Genomic DNA, 18,717 nt, shown 5'->3' on the forward strand with positions numbered 1-18,717 from the left:
TTTAGTTCACCTCAAATTTATAGCCTACACCCCATACGGTGGTAAGTTTCCAATTAGGACCATCTCCCATTTTCTCTCTAAGCCGCTTTATATGAACATCTACTGTACGACTATCTCCCATATAATCATAACCCCATACATTTTCTAATAGCTGGTCTCTCGTGAAAACCCTGTTGGGATGTGTACATAAAAAATATAAAAGTTCTAACTCTTTGGGAGTTAAATCCACATTTTGCCCTTTATAAACAACTTTATATTCGCTCAAACTTACATAAAGGTCTGGATAAGAAACAGCCTGTTTTTCATCACTTTCCGGTTCATATCTTCTTAAAACCGCTTTAACTCTTGCTACTAATTCTTTCCCGTCAAAGGGCTTTACAATGTAGTCATCAGCGCCAATCTCTAAAGCCAATACCTTATCAAGTGTATCCCCTTTTGCGGTAAGCATTATTATAGGTACTTTTGAGAATTTTCTGACTTCTCTGCAAAGAGCTATACCATCAATTCCTGGTAACATTATATCAAGTATGACGAGCTTTGGAGGTTTTTCTTGTATTTTCTTTAGTGCGGTTTGCCCATCGTATATCTGCTCTACATCAAAACCTTCTTTTTCAAGGTACAAAGAAACTATTTCACATATATTTTTATCATCATCCACCACATAAATTTTTTCATTCTCTCCCACAAAACCACCCTCTACTTCAAGTTTCCTTGTTTAAATTATATCATAAAATTTAAAACAAAATATAAAAAAGGCACATAAAGTGCCTACACAAACAATTTACTGACAGACATGCCTTCGTGGATTCTCAAAATTGCTTCTGCAAATAAAGGAGCCACAGACCGAACTTTAATTTTATCAATTTTTTTCTCTTCAGGAAGAGGGATTGTATCTGTTATAACCAATTCTTTTATTGGTGATTCTTTTAACCTTTCAATCGCAGGACCTGACAGCACTCCGTGGGTCGCGCAAGCATAAACTTCAGTAGCACCACTGTCAAGAAGAGCCTCCGCCCCTTGTACTAAAGTACCAGCAGTATCAATAAGGTCATCTACCAAAATAGCCTTTTTCCCTCTTACATCACCTATTATATTCATTATCTCTGCTACATTGGCTTTTGGCCTTCTTTTGTCAATAATAGCAAGAGGAGCATTCAATTTTTCTGCAAAATACCTCGCCCTTGTAACACTGCCGTGATCAGGAGAAACAACTACTACGTCGTCTCCCAATTCTTTGTCAATAAAATATTTTGCAAGAATAGGTCCTCCTAACAAATGATCAACAGGAATGTTAAAATAGCCTTGTATTTGAGGAGCATGGAGGTCCATAGTAACAACTCTATGAGCTCCTGCTGCTGTTATAAGGTCTGCCACAAGTTTTGCAGTAATTGGGTCTCTCGCTTTTGCTTTTCTGTCTTGTCTTGCGTAACCATAGTAAGGTATAACTGCATTAATTTCAGCCGCAGATGCCCTTTTAAAAGCATCAATCATTATCAATAATTCCATTAAGTTGTTATTTACAGGTGCACAAGTTGACTGTATTACAAAAACGCTTGCACCTCTTACACTTTCTCCAATCCTTACACTAATCTCACCATCACTAAAAGTCCCTACTTCTGAATCGCAAAGCTTGAGTCCAAGATGCTCTGCTATTTCACTGGCTAACTTAGGATTTGAATTTCCTGAAAAAATTTTTAGAGAATTAGTATATCTCGCCATTTAATTTAAAGCCTCCCTTTTTTATTCTTTCCTGTACCCAGCCCTCTTTATTAGTTTGCCTACTTCTGGCTATGGCAAGTGCTCCTTCAGGAACATCCTCTGTTATAGTTGAACCAGCAGCAATATAAGCATTATTTCCAATCTTTACTGGCGCTACAAGATTTACATTGCACCCCACGAAAACATTATCTCCTATCACTGTCTTGTGCTTTTGTTTACCATCATAATTAACTGTAATAGAGCCACATCCCATATTGACATTTTTACCAACTTCCGCGTCTCCCACATACGTAAGATGAGGAACTTTACTTCCTTCATCAATTATTGACTTCTTTATCTCCACAAAGTCCCCTATTTTGACATTACTCTGTATCACAGTTTCTGGTCTTATGTGGGCAAAAGGTCCTATTTTAACATTATTTTTTATTTTTGAAGAGAGTATTACCGAATACGTGACACTACATCCATCACCAATTTCCGAATCAACAATCCTACAATTAGGCCCTATCTCACAATCACTTCCTATTTTCGTTTTCCCTTCTATAACACAACCAGGCAATACTACAGTATCTGCTCCAATCTCCACTTCAGCCCCTATATAAGTGGTATCAGGGTCCACTATTGTTACTCCGTTTTCCATATGACGATAATTAATCCGCTTTCTCATTATTTTCTCTGCTTCAAAAAGCTGCACCCTTGAATTTACTCCCGTTATCTCCTCTGAAGGTACAGTAAAAGCGCCAATTTTTCCATCCATATCTCTTATAATTTCCACAGCATCCGTCAGATAATATTCACCCTGTGCGTTATTATTTGTTATCATTCTTAGCGCTTTTTTTAGTTTGGCTATATCCATAACGTACATGGCAGAATTTATCTCATGGATGCTTTTTTCTTCTTCCGTTGCATCTTTATCTTCCACAATCCTTATAACGTTTCCACTTTTATCCCTTATTATCCTCCCATAACCTGTAGGGTCCTCTAATACTGAAGACAAAATTGTAACACTGTTGCCCTCTTTAATATGAAAATTTATTAATTCTTTTAAGGTATTGGAGGTAATAAGAGGTGTATCTCCTGTCAAAATCAGCACATTGCCTTCCTCAGGGAGTAAGTCTTCTGCCATCATCACAGCATGACCTGTGCCTAACTGCACTTCTTGATAAGCATACTTGACTCTTTCTTTTAAAACTTCCTTTACCTCTTCTGCTTTGTGGCCGACTACTACAATTACTTCTTTACTGCCTATCTCTTCTACCGCATCTACTACCCATTCTATCATCGGTTTACCACAGACTTTATGAACCACCTTTGGATGCTTAGATTTCATCCTTTTTCCAAGCCCCGCTGCTAAAATAAGCGTCACTAGCCCTTCCAATTTTCCACACCCTCTATACTAAATTTAATTTTCATACCCTATACTATTTTAACTATAATTGCAATAAAGTTCAACAAAAAAAATAAAAAGGAGACCAGCTCCTTTTTATTCCTTATGTGCAGCTTCTTGTTCTTTTGCTTTTTCATATTCTTTTAAAATAGCGCTTTGTAATCTATTTCTTGTGTCTGAATTTATAGGGTGAGCAATATCTTTAAACTCCCCTTCGGGAGTCTTTCGACTTGGCATAGCAATAAACAACCCATTTTGGCCCTCTATAACCTTTATGTCGTGAACCACAAACTCATTGTCAAAGGTTACAGAAACTACAGCCTTCATTTTGCCTTCCTCATTAAGTTTTCTCACCCTTACGTCTGTAATTTCCATAAGCTCACCACCTTCCTGAAGTTAAACCCTAAGTTAGCATTTGCAAACTCTCTTACACTAATAAATATTCGCCATAAAATCAAAATTTCCTTCAGGAAAAACTAAAATTCCGAAAAATTTTTAAAAAAATTTTTTACTCTCTTTAACCCTTCAATATCCAGTCACTTATTTCAATATCAATTATATTTTTCTCCTCCTCCATATTTTTTAACACAAAAACCGAAATGTAATTATCCACCAGCTTATTCTCCGGTTTTTCCGTCGAAATCATAACTCCTGCACCAACTACTTCTGCATCAAATTCCTCCATAAGTTCCATCATACCTCTAATCGTTCCGCCTGCTTTCATAAAGTCATCTATCAACAATACTTTAGAACCTTTCTGTAAAGACCTTCTAGCCAAAGACATAGAACGTATGTGTCTTTGAGACCCAGAAATATAATTAATAGAAACAAAAGAACCTTCTGTAACTCTGCTATCTTTTCTAATTATTACAAGGGGAACATTAAGCGTCCTTGCGCACATTAAGGCAATAGGTATACCCTTTGTCTCCACAGTTACAATCGCATCAACGTTTTTATCCAAAAAAGGAAATACTAAAATTTCACCAATTTTTGTTACAATATTGGGAGAATAAATCAAATCGGCAGTGTACAAAAAACCTCCGGGAATTATTCTCGACGGATCCTTTAATTTTTCCTTTATTTCTTGTACAAAAGGCAAATAACTTTTAATATTAGCTATAGGAATGTATTTTACTCCACCACCAGCTCCAGGCAGCGTAATTAATTTACCAAAATTAAATTTTTCTATTACACTCTTTAAAATATCGATATCTTCCGAGGCAGTAGATTTAGCTATACCAAAAAAATTCATAAAATACTCCAAATTTATTAGTGTATTAGGATTTTCACTAAATATCTTAACGATTGCTGCCAATCGTTCATACCGTTTGTACTTATCCATAAAAAATAACCTCCGCACATACAAACTTTTATACCAAAATTATATTTAAAAGTTCACTTTTCTGCAACATGTGATATAATTTTTTTATAAATATAATAGAGAAAAATAATAAAAAAGTTAAAATGTATTGAAATTTTTATAAAATATATTTTAGGGATGTGCAAAATTAATTAAAATAATCATAATTAAAAACCAAAATATGTATGACATACAATATATAGTAATCAACACTGACAATCGAACATAAAGAAAGTGGTAAAGGAAAAGAAAAGACAAAAATAGGAGCTAAAAAAGGGCATAAATATCCTGTAGAAGTCAAATGTTAAAAAGTGGCATGAACCAAATTCAGCAAAAGTATTTTGCACAAGTCTATAAAAATATATTTAGAAAGTGAGGTGAGTAAAAATAATAGTCAAGAGAGTAGAACAAATACAGATAAATAAAAATCACGAATTATGGAATTACTGTGATAAAATATGTTTTGCAGCAAAAAATCTATATAATTACGCTAACTACATTGTAAGGCAGGAATTTATAAACAACCATAAATGGATAAGATACAGAAATCTTAATAAAATGCTAAAGGAACATGAGACTTATAAAAACCTGCCTGCCCAGACAGCACAACAAACTCTAAGACTTCTTGATAGAAACTGGAAATCATTCTTTAGAGCAATGAAAGAATGGGGAAAAGACAAAAGCAAGTTTAACGGCAAACCAAAGTTACCAAAATACAAAAAGAAAAATGGCAGGACTGTTACTGTATTTACAAATCAGCAGTGTAAAATAAAGGATGGATATATAACTTTTCCAAAAACAGATTTAAAGCTTAAAACAAGGATAACAGGAAATTTAAGAGAAGTCAGAATAATTCCAAAAGGAAGTATTTATGTTGTTGAAATAGTTTATGAAAAGGAAATAGCTGAAATACAAAGGCCGCCAAAAAGGGTAGTGGGAATAGATTTAGGGCTTAATAACTTTGCAACTTTGATAAATAACATAGGCATAAAGCCTATTGTTATTAATGGCAAAGTTATTAAGTCAATAAACCAGTATTACAACAAGAAGAAAGCAGAATTGATGAGTTATGTAGGTAATAGAGGTACCAGCAACAGAATCAAAAAGTTATCAATAAAAAGAGACAACAAAATAAAAGACCTTATGCACAAAATAAGCAGATTTATAGTTAATTGGTGTAAACAATACGGCATAGATACACTTGTAGTTGGATACAATTCTGGATGGAAGCAGGAAATAGAATTAGGAAAGAAAAATAACCAAAATTTTGTAAGTATTCCCTTCTATAATTTTACAAATATGCTCAAATACAAATGTGAAGAAGAAGGAATAAACTTTATACTTATAGAAGAGAGTTACACCAGTGGCTGCAGTTTTTTAGATGGAGAAGAAATTAACAAAACAAATTATAATCCTAAAAGGAGAATAAAAAGAGGATTATTTAGGAGCAACAAAGGTATTTTAATAAATGCAGATGCTAATAGTGCTTATAATATCATACGAAAAGTATTCCCCAAAGCATTTGCGGAGGGGATAGAGGGTGTAGGGTTACACCCGGTTAGGCTTAATATTGCCTAACAAAGAATAGTGTTTAATAAAATTTTGAATGGTTTTTAATACTTTAAACACTATTCATAACCTAGTTGCTTTTGACAAGCTTTAATCATATTTTAACCATGAAAAGGCAATAATAACAATAGGAACTGAGAGGAGCGTAAACTATGGATATAAATCTTGAAAACTTTAAAAGAGTGCATTTTATAGGAATTGGCGGTATAAGTATGAGCGGTTTAGCTCATATACTTTTGAATAACGGCCATATAGTAACAGGCTCAGATATAAAAAATTCTCATATAATCGAAAGGTTAAAACAAGAAGGAGCAGTTATAACAATACCTCACAATGAAAACAGTGTCATAGGTTCTGATTTAGTAGTGTATACAGCTGCTATCCATGAAGATAATCCTGAATATCAAAAGGCTAAAGAATTAAATATACCTACTATAGATAGAGCTACCCTTTTAGGTCTCATTATGAAAAAATACAAATACGGCATTGCTGTTGCAGGAAGTCATGGAAAGACAACTACTACTTCTTTAATATCTGTAATACTCGATGGTATGGGATTTGACCCAACAGTTTTAGTAGGAGGAGAAGTAGATGTAATAGGAGGAAATGTGAGAGTTGGAAACAGTGAATATTTTGTCACAGAAGCTTGTGAATATACAGATAGTTTTCTAAAGTTTTATCCTTACATAGCTGTTATACTAAATGTCGATTCAGACCACTTAGATTACTTCAAAAATATTGACAACATAAAACAGTCTTTTAGGCAATTTGCTAATTTAGTTCCACCAGATGGATTTGTGGTAGCATGCAAAGATGATGCAAACACCATGTATGTTGTAAATGGGTTAAATAAAAACATTGTGACCTATGGTATTTACCAAGATAGTGATTGGAAAGCAAAAAACATAAGTTTTGATGACAAAGGCTGTGCAATTTTTGACGTTTATTATAAAGAGGAATATATGGGCAATTTTAAATTATCAATACCCGGAAAACACAATGTTTACAACGCCTTAGCTGCTTTGGCAGTAAGTCACCTTGTAGGAATTGACATAAAAAAAGCTTCTCATTATTTAACTGAATTCAAAGGCACTCATAGAAGATTCGAAATAAAAGGAATAGTTGATGGCATAACAATTGTGGATGACTATGCTCATCACCCTGCTGAAATTAAAGCAACTTTAGAAGCAGCAAAAAATTATCCTCATAAAAGAATTATTTGTATATTCCAGCCACATACTTACTCAAGAACTAAATCTTTGCTTAATGATTTTGCAGGATCCTTTGACAATGCGGATAAAATAATAATAGCTGACATATACGCCGCAAGAGAAAAAGACACAGGAATTGTTTCATCTAAAGATTTAGTGGAACTAATCTCTCAAAGAGGAAAGGATGTTTTGTACTTAAAAGATTTTGACTCTATAGTTGAGTATTTAAATAAAAATGCAAAAGCAGGCGATTTAGTATTAACAGTTGGAGCAGGAAATATCTACGAAGTAGGAGAAACGTTTTTAAAAGGCCATGAAAAAGCTGTAGGAGCATAGAATTTATTTAAAATGATTTCACCAATTATTTCTAGTAAGGTGAAATCATTTTTGTTTAATTTTACATATATCAGCAGCTTTCAGGTCTTGTTCCGCTTTTTTAAACCAGTCCTGATAATACTTACTGTCTGTCATACAAAACAACTCCTTCTGAATTTATTACATAGGCAAAACTTTGCTTGCTTTTTATGTGTTTATTCCATTCTTCCGGTGTTTAAACTATTATATCTATTGGAATACTGTGTTCTATACCATATATCTCAGTTTTAATTTTTCTTTTATTTTCAGTATCAATAACAATACATAAATCTATATCGCTATCAAACTTCATTGTATTTGCAGCACACGAGCCGAATAAAATTATTTTTTCTGGATTAAACTGTCTAATGATCTGATTTTTTATTTTTTCTATTTCACTTTTATAAATTTCATCAATATTAACTTTAGTAGCTTCAATCATAAAAAAACACCTCTTTATAATTTTTCTAAAAGCAGACTCTAAACTTAGAAGTCTGCTTTTTATCTTGCAACACAAGATTTCCTCTCCACAAGCTTTACAGGCACAATGATGTGGTCTGTGTCTACATCCTTTTGCTTTAACCTTGCAATCAAAAGTTCTGCAGACTTAATTCCCAAATCAAATGTAGAAATATCTATTGTCGTAAGGGGTGGGTTTGCAAAAGCTGACAAGGGAATGTTGTTAAACCCTACTATTGATATATCCTCAGGAACTCTATATCCTTTATCTATTGCAGCCCTTATAACACCAAATGCCATAACATCATCAGTAACCACAACTGCAGTAGGTTTTTCTCTTTCTAATATTCTCATCATCGCCCTGTATCCACCGTCTTCTGAAAACTCGTCTTGTTCCACCAACTCTCTCTTAAAAGGTATTCCATTTTCCTCAAGGGCAAGTTTATAACCATCTAACCTATCTAAACTCACTACATATTCCAATGAACCACTTATAAAAGCAATTTCTCTATGCCCATGTTTAATAAGGTAATTAGTAGCAAGCTTAGAAGCCCCTATATTGTCATTGTCAACCCAATATACACCTTTAGCATCAAGAGGTTTACCTATTACTACAAAAGGAAATTTTTCATCTCTTAGCCAAGGTATAAGCTCATCGGTTGTACGAGAAGATAAAAGAATTATTCCATCTACTCGTTTGCCTTTTACCATATTTATAACCGCTTCTTTTTCCTCTTCTTGATTTCCAGATGTCGACAAAAGCAAATCATACTTTTCTCTATGGGCAACAACACTTATGCCCCTCATAACTTCTGGGAAAAAAGGATTTGAAAAAGCTTCTTCTGTGGAGCGAGGCATTATAAGTCCCAAAGTATTTGTCACTTTACTTGCAAGGCTTCTGGCAATGGCATTTGGATAATACCCCAATTCCTCCATCGCCTTCCAAACTCTTTCTTTTGTCTCTTTACTTATACGCGGATTATCAGCAATAACCCTCGATACAGTAGAAGGAGCAACATTTGCCCTCTTTGCCACATCTTTAATCGTTACATTCATGTATATCACCACCTTTAAAATGAAACCGATTGCATTTCTTCTATTTATTATTCTATCCTATTCTTTTATTTACGTCAACAGTTTTCATTTTCTTTTAAGCATTCTTTATATAACCCCAGCTATTTTTAATATCTGTTCAGTAATTCTATACAAAAATACTAACACTGATAAAAGTACAGGCCAATACAAGAAAATATATAAGTCTTCTTTTAACTTTGTAGTACCGCGAATAACATATGGGTCAGTTACTTTCTTCAAATATCTTAATAGCACATACAAAAGAATAGCAGCAAATAATGCAAAAATCCCATAACCAATGACAACAATAAATGGAAGATCTACCTGTTGTAATGGAGTTGCTTTTCCTAAGTTTTGTTGTGCTACAAAATATGATAACAATACAGAAATAGTGTTATTTGTAAAATGGCCTATCATTCCTCCATATATGGAATTAGTTCTATACACCACATATCCCAATAAACTACCGAGAAAAAGTATACCTAAAAAATTTTGCACATTTAAATGAAGCATTGCAAAGAATATAGCGGTTATAAAAATACTCTTTATAGAACCTCTCATTTCAAAACTTCTCATAACAAGTCCTCGCATAAATATTTCTTCACAGCAGGCAGCTACAGCTCCAAATATTAGAATTTGCATAAAAAGTTCTTGTGTATTGGAAGCTGCAGGTATTGGCATAACCGGAATTTTACCTAATTTAGATAGAAAGTAATTTGTTAAAAGTGCAAAAAAACCTGATACTATCCAACCTAAAACAGCTATTATTATTACTAAAAAAGCTTGATCACCCTTTATAGGATTTAACCTTAAAACATATTTTACATCATATCTTTTAAAAAGAAGGTAGAGAATAACAGGCAGTAAAACAAGAAAAAATTCTGTGATTAGTATACCTATATATAAAGAAGCCTTTTGCACCAAATATCCCACTGTTATGAGAAGTAACATGACAAAAAAGTACAACTTACTTACATCTTTTTCATCTGGCCGCATTTAATCACTTCCTTTTTTACATCATCAATTTCACCCTTATAGATTTTAACATAAAAAGAATAAAAAAGTAAGAATTAAATGTGAGGATTTTGTGAAACCTAATAATTGAAAATTTCAATCAATGTGATATAATAAATAATAGAAAAATATGGAGGTGATGTAAATGAGCCTTATGAGGCGAGGACGCGACTGGTGGGATTGGCCCTTTGATTTCAATATTAGAAATTTGCCAAGCATTTTTGATGTGAATTTCCCATCTATTTCAGGTCTATTTTCTCGGCCAAGAGTGGACATCACCGAATCTGAAACAGAAATAGTGGCAACAGCTGAACTACCGGGCGTTGACAAAAAAGACATTGAAATAAATGTTTATGACAATATACTGGAAATAAAAGGGCAAACCACAGTAGATGAAGAAAGAGAAGATAAAAATTATTACATGAGAGAAAGATATTACGGAAGTTTTGCCAGAAGAATAGAATTACCCGCAGAAGTAGACCCTGAAAGAACTACTGCTAAATTTGAAAACGGCATTCTCAAAATCACAATGCCAAAATTACATCCAAGCAAACCAAAGGGAAGAAAAATAGATATAGAATAATATGAACAAAGGTAAGCAAAAAGTGGAGATGCAAAATATCACATTATCTTTGCCTAAGGGTTTATTACAAAAGATAAAACATATAGCTATAGATAGACAAACATCAGTATCTAGCCTTTTAACAGAAACTCTTGAGGAAATTGTAAGAAAAGAAAATTCATATGACAAAGCCAAGTCACGCCATATATTAGAAAAAGGTTTTAACTTGGGTACGGAAGGCGAACTTACCTGGAGCAGAGAAGATTTGTATAGAGACCTAAATTCAGGTCAGTACTCTGGCAAAGTAAAGGTGCAAAATCCTTTTAGCAAATAAAAAACTGGAAGGCAACAGCCTTCCTTTTTTATTCTACTTTTTTCTTAAGAAGCGCTACCATTAATGCAGTAACTACTGTACCAACTGCTATTACTCCAATGTAAAGAAGAGGATTTGACACAGCTATCGGTATTACAAATATTCCTCCATGAGGAGCTCTTAATTCAATGTGGAAAAGCATTGAAAGAGCACCCGTCACAGCAGAGCCCACCATTATTGAAGGTATTACCCTGAAGGGGTCTGCTGCCGCAAATGGTATAGCACCTTCTGTTATAAAGGAAGCACCTAAAACCCATGCTGCCTTACCTGCTTCTATCTCTTCCTTTGTAAATCTATTCTTAAAAAGAACAGTTGCAAGTGCAAGTCCAAGAGGAGGTGTCATACCAGCTGCCATGACCGCTGCCATTGGAGCAAAAACATTTGATGCTAAAAGACCTGTTGCAAAAGTATAAGCTGTCTTGTTTACAGGACCACCCATATCAAAAGCCATCATAAGTCCCAATATTGCTCCAAAAATCACTGCATTTGTAGAACTCATCCCAGTAAGCCAGTCAGTCAAAGATGTCATTATGGCTTTCATTGGAGAACCAATTACATATATCATTAAAAGTCCTACTATTAAAGTCGATAATACCGGCAATATGAGTACTGGCATTAAACCTTCTAATGTTTTAGGAAGCTTTATTAACCTTTTCAGATAAACTATCGTATATCCTGCCAAAAATCCTGAAATGATACCGCCTAAAAATCCTGCCCCAGTGGATACTGCCAGCATACCGCCTACCATACCGGGAACAAGACCAGGCCTATCTGCAATAGAAAATGCTATATAGCCAGACAAAATCGGCACCATCAATGCAAAAGCTGAACCACCGCCAATTTTCATCAAAGCCCAAGGAAGAGTTCCTTCTACCTCAAAGGCTTTATATCCCCAGAAAAAGGAAAGTGCAATTAAAATACCACCTGCAACTACAAAAGGTATCATGTAGGAAACACCTGTCATAAGGTGTTTGTAGGCACCTGTCCTTTGCGCTGACCTTTCTTTATGAATTTCTTCTACCTTTTCTACATAATCTTTTGGCTTTTCCATCTTAAGAGCCTTTTCAATAAGTCCTTTTGCATCCTTTATAGCATCTTCAACTGGTACCTCAAGTACAGGTTTACCGGCAAATCTTGATTTATCAACTTTTGTCGCAGCTGCTATTATGACAGCATCAGCAGCTTTTATATCTTCTTCAGTAAGCTGGTTTTCTGCACCTATTGACCCTTGAGTCTCTACCTTTATGTCTACTCCCATTTCTTTGGCTGCCATCTGAAGATTTTCCGCCGCCATATAGGTATGAGCAATACCTGTAGGGCAGGCTGTAACAGCAACTACCTTTTTCATAATTAATCCCCTCTCTTAAAAATTTACTTATTAAAAGCGTTTATGACTTCCTCAGGTGTCAAAGCTTTTTCTAACTCTTCTCTCACCTCCTTATGCATTAAAGACCTTGAAAGCTCAGCCAAAACTTTAAGATGTAACTCATCAGAGTTGTCTGGCACAGCAATTAAGAAAAATAAATGGGCAGGTTTGCCATCCATTGAGTTATAGTCTATTCCTTGGCGAGACTTACCAAATACTATTGCTGGCTTTTTCACAAGACTGCTTTTGCCATGAGGTATTGCAACCCCATAACCTATACCTGTAGAAAACTCCTCTTCTCTTTTTTTCACCACTTCTAAAAAGCCTTCTTCATCATCTACAACTCCATTTTCTTTTAAAACACTTACTAACTCTTCCAACACTCCATTTTTGTCCTTTGCCTTTAGATCAAAAACCATCATTTTTTCGTTCAATACATCTTTTATTTCCATTTCCCTCACCTTTCTATCCTTTCTATTCCAATCTTATCCTTTAATATATTTACCTCCTCAAGAGTGCCTGCTCTTGTGCCTTCTTTCATGACAACGGAGGTAGATAAAGCTGCTGCTATTTTTATTGTCTCCTCAATCGGAAGTCCTTTGTATATTCCATGGGCAAAGCCTGCAACAAAGGCATCTCCTGCTCCAACTGTCCCTTTTACTTCAACTTTTACAGGCATTACCCTATATATCCCTTCCTTTGTTATCACAACACTACCGCGACCTCCCATAGAAATCGCAACTATTTCTATACCTGAATCCTTCAGCTTTTTTCCTTCTTCAATAACCTCTTCTAAACTCTCAAGCTTTTTGCCTACTACATCTTCTAACTCCTGCACATTAGGCTTTATCATGTAAGGCTTTTCTTCTATGCCGTATAAAAGCGCTTCTTTGTCAGCATCAAGAATTATTTTTAAATCACCGCTTTTTACTTCTCTAATTATGTCTTTGTAAAAAGTCTTTGGCACTCCTTGTGGTAAACTTCCTGAAAGCACAAGCACTTTTGACTCTTTAGTATATTTAAATATACTTTTTTTAAGTAGCTCTATTTCTTCTTCGCTTACATGAGGTCCATATTCATTCAAATCAGTAACTTCCATCCTTGAAATATCAGAAATCTTTATATTTGTCCTCGTCTCATTTTTTATTTTCACAAAGTCAGTTTTTATGCCTTCATCTTCTAAACAATCGATTATATATTTAGCATTAGGTCCTATAAAGCCAAGAGCAATAACATCATCTCCAAAATTTTTAAGGTTTTTAGCGACATTTATACCTTTTCCCCCAGCATCTACTCTTGATCGAATTACCCTATTTACATAACCAATTTTCAAATCCTCAACAATTATTGTCCTGTCAATTGCTGGATTCGCCGTTACCGTCGTTATCATTATTTTCATCCTTTCCAAAGCTTACTATATCTATATTTGCCTGTTCATATTTTCTCACTATCTCATAATCAACCTCATCATCTGTTATTATTGCCGTAATGTCTTTTATATCTGCAAATTTGACAAAAGACTTTTTCCCAAATTTAGTGTGGTCTGCTACTATATAAACTTCACTTGACACATCACACATGGCCTTTTTTGTATTGGCCTCAATTAAGTCTGGAGTCATAAGCCCATCCTCAAAAGATATAGCATTTGTGCCTATAAAAGCCTTATCCACTTTAAACTGTCTTATTACCATTTCAGCAATAGGACCAACTAAAGCCTTAGTCCTCCACCTCTGTATGCCTCCTGTCATAATAAGCTCAATATCCTCGTGTTTTGAAAGTTCTATTGCAATAAGAGGTGAATTTGTGACAACAGTAAGTTTCACATTTTTAAGATTTCGCGCAATCTCAAGAGTAGTCGTACCAGCATCTAAAATTATAGAATCTCCTTCTTCTATCATTGAAGCAGCAATTTTACCTATTTTCCTTTTTGCCTCAAGTTCTACATCTTCTTTTTCAAAAAATGCAGGCTCATAATGAGTGCCAGCATTCAATATTGCGCCACCGTGAGTCCTCTGTATGAAACCCTTTTCTTCCAGTACACGCAAGTCTCTTCGTATTGTAGATTCAGAAACGTTAAAAAGTTTACTAAGCTCAGAAACACTGATACTTTTATCCTTACTTATAATTTCCGCAATTTTTAAGCGTCTCTCTTCACCAAACATCCTATCAGATATACTCATATTCATTCACATCCATTCAATATTATCCCGCTCAAATGTGATTGATTTTGCTTAATTTTGATTATATATTATCATTTTTACTTTGTCAATAGGCAAAAAAATAAACGATAGTGTCAAGATACTGTAGGATTTTTTTAAGACAACCCCTGAAACTTAGTTAATTTCAGCCTCCAACTTATCATGCTTTTTATATAACTTGTGCATATTTTAATGCTCTTAAAACCCTATATATTGGCGTTACTTTCCCTATATTCAAAACCGTAATATTGTTTATTTTTTCATTTGTAGACGTTTTAACTCTCCTTACTGCCTCTTTTATTTGCTTCTTCGTTAATTTGTAGCTCCCTTCATTTATATTCTTTCTCTTACCCCATTCTATTTCTCTCAAATCTCCTCCATTCTTGCTGAATACTCTTAATTTCGCCATTAACTTTAATCCTTCTCTACTCCATCCTAATGGATTCCTACTTAATCTAGAAGAAAATACATGACTTATATGCCCTTCTGCACTGCATCCTATTACATCTTTGTCTTTACTGTATATCTCTACTCCTTCCCAATTATTTAGTATGTACCTCTTGGCCTCTTTTACCTTCTCTTTTTCTCTCTCTTCCTTTGTTACCTTTATTAGTTCATTAAATACCTTCTTTAGTTCTTCTTTATCTCCTTCATTTATTGCTCTCCATATCTTATCCCTATACTTTGGCTCTTTTGATGTCGCTTTCAATACGTATTTGTTTAAATGATATCTGTCTAACACAAACCTTGATTTTACTATCCATTTTAATCCCTCTTTTATCCACGGTGCTCCATCTCCTGCTATGTATATCTTCTCTATCTTCTCTTCCTTGTAATTTTCTTCTATGTAATTTGCTACATCTATCCATATGTCTTCAGCTTTCTCTCCTACGTATGCCTTGTAATGCACATTTCTCAGTACATTTCTACCATTTTTCTCTTCTTTACCTTCATGTATGTATATCAATCGCGGTGTTTCATTGCTGCCATCTTGCAAAGGCACATGGTCTTCATCTGCTTCTATGTATAATACCCTTACTTCTTTCTTCTCTTTTATTTCTCTCTTTACCTCTACTTCTCCTATTTCCCTTATTGCGTTTAATACCGTCTGTTTACTTAACTCCTCTGGACATGCTTTTTTACTGCTTCTTTCATATGATTCTTCTATTGCGTTCTCTACTAACTTTATTTTTACACCTTTTTCTATCCTATCGTGCCGTCCTATCTCTAATGCATCATCCACCAAATATGTATATCTTCCATCCTCTCTGGATTTGTAATATGTCCTCTCATATTCTATATCCCCAAGGATTGTGGTTAATCTCTTTTTATCTTTCCTCTCTACTACCCATTTTTCTTTCCTTCTCTTATCTTCTTTTATTATCCTATCTAACTCTTCAATAATTGCTTCTATTGCCTCTCTACCTAGTTTGTCCGTGAGTTCTTTTATCCTTGCTGCAAGCTCTGTAATATTCATTCCTTTGTTTAATAAATCACTAAAAATTTCTATCACTTCTCTAGTGAAATTTAGAGCATTTTGTAGTATAATATCTTCAAAGATATGTTTGTTCACAAGAGACACCCCTTTCTGTGTTGTTTTGTTTTCCATAATCTATTTTATCACAGGGGTTGTCTCTTGTTTTTTTTACTCAAAAAATCCTACGATAATTTTACACTATGAAAATAAACAGGCAGTGCCTGTTTTAAAGCAAATAAAAGAGTCCCCCAAGGAGGAGGACTCTTTATGGTTGAATATTATTGTACTATTTCTATTACAAATACTTTACCTACGTCGTTAGTATAGAGGTTAACTACTGTATTCTTTGTAATATCGCTTAATCCTTTGAGATTACCATTTGTATCTACTACTATAAAGTTAGGATCCAAGAGATACCCTTTATCGTTAGTATCAGTAATTCTCAAATTAGCTTGATCAATATTTGTTAATTTTACTCCTGAAGCAACAGTTGGTGACGCAATGTCTGTAATTTTTCCATTAGTTAATGTTAATACAACAGCTTTATGTGTATAATTTGTATTTAATTGAGAATTTGCATCATATGTCTTTGTTTGACCATTTTCAAGAACTGTTAATCTAGTAAATGTTGAGCCATTTACATACACATCTGCTGTACCTGTTACATATGCGTAAACTGTAGATATTGTAGTTGATACAAAAGATGCATTATTAAATACTACTACTTTTGCCACATTGTAATTATCCGCTACAATACTACCGCTCAGGTTTGTAGCATCTTTTAGATCTGTCAATTTTAATGCTTTATAACCATCACTTGTGTTGTTAAGAAGCACTGTGTTGTCTGTGATGTAGTATGTCTTATCTGCTGTTAATACTTTTGCATCAGCTTTATATGAAGCACTGCTAAATGGTTGTGCATTTGCATTGTTTATATCATTCAATTTACCATTTGCATCAACTTTGTAGGTTACAATAGTACCTTCATTTAGGCTAACTTTATTATATACGTCGCTGTATACCGCATCAAATACATTTTCTGAACCATCTGGCATTATTAATTTTACTTTTGCAAACCAAGCAGTAAATGGATTTGATACCTCTTTAAATATAGCGTAATTTGCAGCTGTTGTTGTAGTTGTTGAAGCTACTCCTACAATTACATTATCTTTATTAAGTATGACTGTTACTTTATTACCTGGAGTAAGTTGATTCCATACATTATTATCAGCTACAGTATAAGAAACATTATCTATGGAAGCCTTATATGTTGACTCACTAACAGCCTTCTCTGTAACAGTACCAGTTACCTGATTTCTTACAACATATACTACTGTTCCCACAACATTTCCATTTACATCATATTGATTGCCATAGTAGACATAATCATTAGCTTTGATATCCGTTACTTTTGATACTGCACCACTTACTGTTACTGTTCCTTTCAATTCGTAATTAGAATCTCTATTGAGGTACTTGTCACCACTTTGTACATCATTGTACACAATTGTTGATTTGTCATAAGAACCATTTACAATGAGATAATTGTTGTTTATAATTGTTACCTCAGCACCTTTTTTAACCGTTACCTTAGAAATCTTTGTTAAATAGCCATTGTAAAGTACATATGCATTGTCAGCCACTTTTACAGCAGTTTTAGCATCGTCATTCTTATATACTGTTGTGCCAACAGAATCTTGACCCTCTGTAAAGGTTACAACATCATTTGTTCTTTCAACAGCATATACTGGATCACCATTTTTGGGTGAATACACGGTAACTTTTTTACCTAAGAATTTTGTAAAATCAACTGTACCTGCATTAATAGTTGTTAAATTATTATCTTTATCCAAAACTGCAACTTTACCATCTGCAACTGTGCTGTCCTGGGCTTTCGTAGCTATAATAGTATAATCTGCTGTTGTTGCAATTTTTGATATAAGTGGGTCTCCAGGAATTACAACCCCATCCTTATCATACTTGACCATAGGTGTCTCTAAAGCTTTATCCATTACTAATGCAAGATCTCCACGTGTTATTACATCATTATAGCCAAGATTTACTCCTGCTGTTAATCCAATCTCTTTAGCTTTCGCTAACACACCATATGGCCATGAAAGGTCTTTGTAACCGAGCAAGTTGAGCATGAAGCCAAGAGCTTGTGCATATGTTACTTTCCCTTCTGGATCAAACATGCCATTACCTACACCATGTGTAAGACCCAGTTTTGCTGCTAAGTTGATGTCACCAACTGCCCAGTAATTTTTTGAAACATCTTTGAATGCTGGTGGATCATTTTTAGCATATTCAGCCAAATCTCTGTTGCCTGATAATCTGTTTACGAAAACAGTCATCATGGCTCTTGTAACAGGCTGATCTACGCCATATGTGCCGTCTGTATTACCATTTGTAATGTTTAAAGCATACAGACGAGCCACTGCTGATGCATAAGGCGCATCATCTTTCACATCGGTGAACGGTGTCGTTGCAGCAAAACCTACTGCCATCGCACTGAACACCAATGCGAACGTGAGAACCACTGCTATTAACTTTTTGAGGTTTTTCATACAGTCAATCCTCCTCCTTGTATTTGT

General features: G+C 34.4%; 18 protein-coding genes. 4 read left to right on the plus strand and 14 right to left on the minus strand.

What is annotated here, in order from left to right; translation table 11 throughout:
- Position 1: 1 nt before the first annotated feature.
- From OEI98_RS14050 to purR, 5 genes are all read right to left on the minus strand, one after another.
- The gene (locus OEI98_RS14050; RefSeq protein WP_004399019.1) at positions 2–685 is read right to left on the minus strand and encodes a response regulator transcription factor; all 684 of its coding nucleotides are present in this window, start codon (positions 683–685) and stop codon (positions 2–4) included.
- Between the two features lie 83 nt (positions 686–768).
- The gene (locus OEI98_RS14055; RefSeq protein WP_003870441.1) at positions 769–1,719 is read right to left on the minus strand and encodes a ribose-phosphate diphosphokinase; all 951 of its coding nucleotides are present in this window, start codon (positions 1,717–1,719) and stop codon (positions 769–771) included.
- Entirely contained in the window at positions 1,703–3,097 is a 1,395-nt protein-coding gene (glmU, locus tag OEI98_RS14060; RefSeq protein ID WP_323053748.1) for a bifunctional UDP-N-acetylglucosamine diphosphorylase/glucosamine-1-phosphate N-acetyltransferase GlmU, read from the minus strand. The genes OEI98_RS14055 and glmU overlap by 17 nt, the downstream gene beginning before the upstream one ends.
- Positions 3,098–3,202: 105 nt before the next feature.
- Positions 3,203–3,481 (minus strand): septation regulator SpoVG, encoded by a 279-nt coding sequence (gene spoVG / locus OEI98_RS14065; RefSeq protein WP_004399029.1) that lies wholly within the window; start codon positions 3,479–3,481, stop codon positions 3,203–3,205.
- Positions 3,482–3,623: 142 nt separating this feature from the next.
- Positions 3,624–4,448 carry a pur operon repressor gene (gene purR / locus OEI98_RS14070; RefSeq protein ID WP_004399031.1) on the minus strand — a complete coding sequence of 275 codons (825 nt, stop codon included), beginning with the start codon at positions 4,446–4,448 and terminating at the stop codon, positions 3,624–3,626.
- Positions 4,449–4,853: 405 nt separating this feature from the next.
- Here purR and OEI98_RS14075 point away from each other — a divergent pair, with 405 nt between their 5' ends.
- Both OEI98_RS14075 and murC read left to right on the plus strand, forming a co-directional pair.
- Entirely contained in the window at positions 4,854–6,044 is a 1,191-nt protein-coding gene (locus OEI98_RS14075; RefSeq protein WP_039931300.1) for an RNA-guided endonuclease InsQ/TnpB family protein, read from the plus strand.
- 143 nt (positions 6,045–6,187) lie between these two features.
- Positions 6,188–7,582 carry a UDP-N-acetylmuramate--L-alanine ligase gene (gene murC, locus OEI98_RS14080; protein WP_004399033.1) on the plus strand — a complete coding sequence of 465 codons (1,395 nt, stop codon included), beginning with the start codon at positions 6,188–6,190 and terminating at the stop codon, positions 7,580–7,582.
- 214 nt (positions 7,583–7,796) lie between these two features.
- Here murC and OEI98_RS14085 read toward each other — a convergent pair whose 3' ends face one another.
- The 3 genes from OEI98_RS14085 to OEI98_RS14095 form a co-directional block, all read right to left on the minus strand.
- Positions 7,797–8,042: a nucleotidyltransferase domain-containing protein gene (locus OEI98_RS14085; RefSeq protein WP_266038576.1), complete on the minus strand. Its 246-nt coding sequence runs from the start codon at positions 8,040–8,042 to the stop codon at positions 7,797–7,799.
- A 59-nt stretch (positions 8,043–8,101) separates the two neighbouring features.
- Positions 8,102–9,115: a LacI family DNA-binding transcriptional regulator gene (locus OEI98_RS14090; protein WP_004399054.1), complete on the minus strand. Its 1,014-nt coding sequence runs from the start codon at positions 9,113–9,115 to the stop codon at positions 8,102–8,104.
- A gap of 105 nt (positions 9,116–9,220) precedes the next feature.
- On the minus strand, positions 9,221–10,129 hold the full coding sequence (locus tag OEI98_RS14095; protein WP_266038577.1) for a CPBP family intramembrane glutamic endopeptidase: 909 nt from the start codon (positions 10,127–10,129) through the stop codon (positions 9,221–9,223).
- 163 nt (positions 10,130–10,292) lie between these two features.
- Here OEI98_RS14095 and OEI98_RS14100 point away from each other — a divergent pair, with 163 nt between their 5' ends.
- Together OEI98_RS14100 and OEI98_RS14105 are read left to right on the plus strand one after the other, a co-directional pair.
- A complete protein-coding gene (locus OEI98_RS14100; protein WP_004399058.1) occupies positions 10,293–10,730 on the plus strand; it encodes an Hsp20/alpha crystallin family protein in 438 nt (145 codons plus the stop codon).
- 1 nt (position 10,731) lies between these two features.
- Positions 10,732–11,043: a hypothetical protein gene (locus tag OEI98_RS14105; RefSeq protein ID WP_012268898.1), complete on the plus strand. Its 312-nt coding sequence runs from the start codon at positions 10,732–10,734 to the stop codon at positions 11,041–11,043.
- Between the two features lie 28 nt (positions 11,044–11,071).
- On the opposite strand, the gene OEI98_RS14110 is transcribed toward OEI98_RS14105, so the two are convergent.
- The 6 genes from OEI98_RS14110 to OEI98_RS14135 all read right to left on the minus strand — a co-directional run bounded on the left by OEI98_RS14110 (position 11,072) and on the right by OEI98_RS14135 (position 18,690).
- Positions 11,072–12,430 carry a PTS fructose transporter subunit IIC gene (locus OEI98_RS14110; protein ID WP_266038581.1) on the minus strand — a complete coding sequence of 453 codons (1,359 nt, stop codon included), beginning with the start codon at positions 12,428–12,430 and terminating at the stop codon, positions 11,072–11,074.
- 23 nt (positions 12,431–12,453) lie between these two features.
- Positions 12,454–12,900 (minus strand): PTS sugar transporter subunit IIA, encoded by a 447-nt coding sequence (locus OEI98_RS14115; RefSeq protein WP_004399066.1) that lies wholly within the window; start codon positions 12,898–12,900, stop codon positions 12,454–12,456.
- Between the two features lie 5 nt (positions 12,901–12,905).
- Positions 12,906–13,838, minus strand: a complete 933-nt coding sequence (gene pfkB / locus OEI98_RS14120; RefSeq protein WP_004399068.1) for a 1-phosphofructokinase — start codon at positions 13,836–13,838, stop codon at positions 12,906–12,908.
- Entirely contained in the window at positions 13,804–14,634 is an 831-nt protein-coding gene (locus OEI98_RS14125; RefSeq protein WP_266038584.1) for a DeoR/GlpR family DNA-binding transcription regulator, read from the minus strand. The genes pfkB and OEI98_RS14125 overlap by 35 nt, the downstream gene beginning before the upstream one ends.
- 181 nt (positions 14,635–14,815) lie before the next feature.
- On the minus strand, positions 14,816–16,219 hold the full coding sequence (locus tag OEI98_RS14130) for an ISLre2 family transposase (protein WP_266038050.1): 1,404 nt from the start codon (positions 16,217–16,219) through the stop codon (positions 14,816–14,818).
- A 182-nt stretch (positions 16,220–16,401) separates the two neighbouring features.
- Positions 16,402–18,690 carry an S-layer homology domain-containing protein gene (locus OEI98_RS14135; RefSeq protein WP_266038586.1) on the minus strand — a complete coding sequence of 763 codons (2,289 nt, stop codon included), beginning with the start codon at positions 18,688–18,690 and terminating at the stop codon, positions 16,402–16,404.
- Positions 18,691–18,717: the final 27 nt, after the last annotated feature.

Source organism: Thermoanaerobacter sp. RKWS2 (assembly GCF_026240795.1).
Taxonomy (GTDB): Bacteria; Bacillota; Thermoanaerobacteria; order Thermoanaerobacterales; family Thermoanaerobacteraceae; genus Thermoanaerobacter; species Thermoanaerobacter ethanolicus.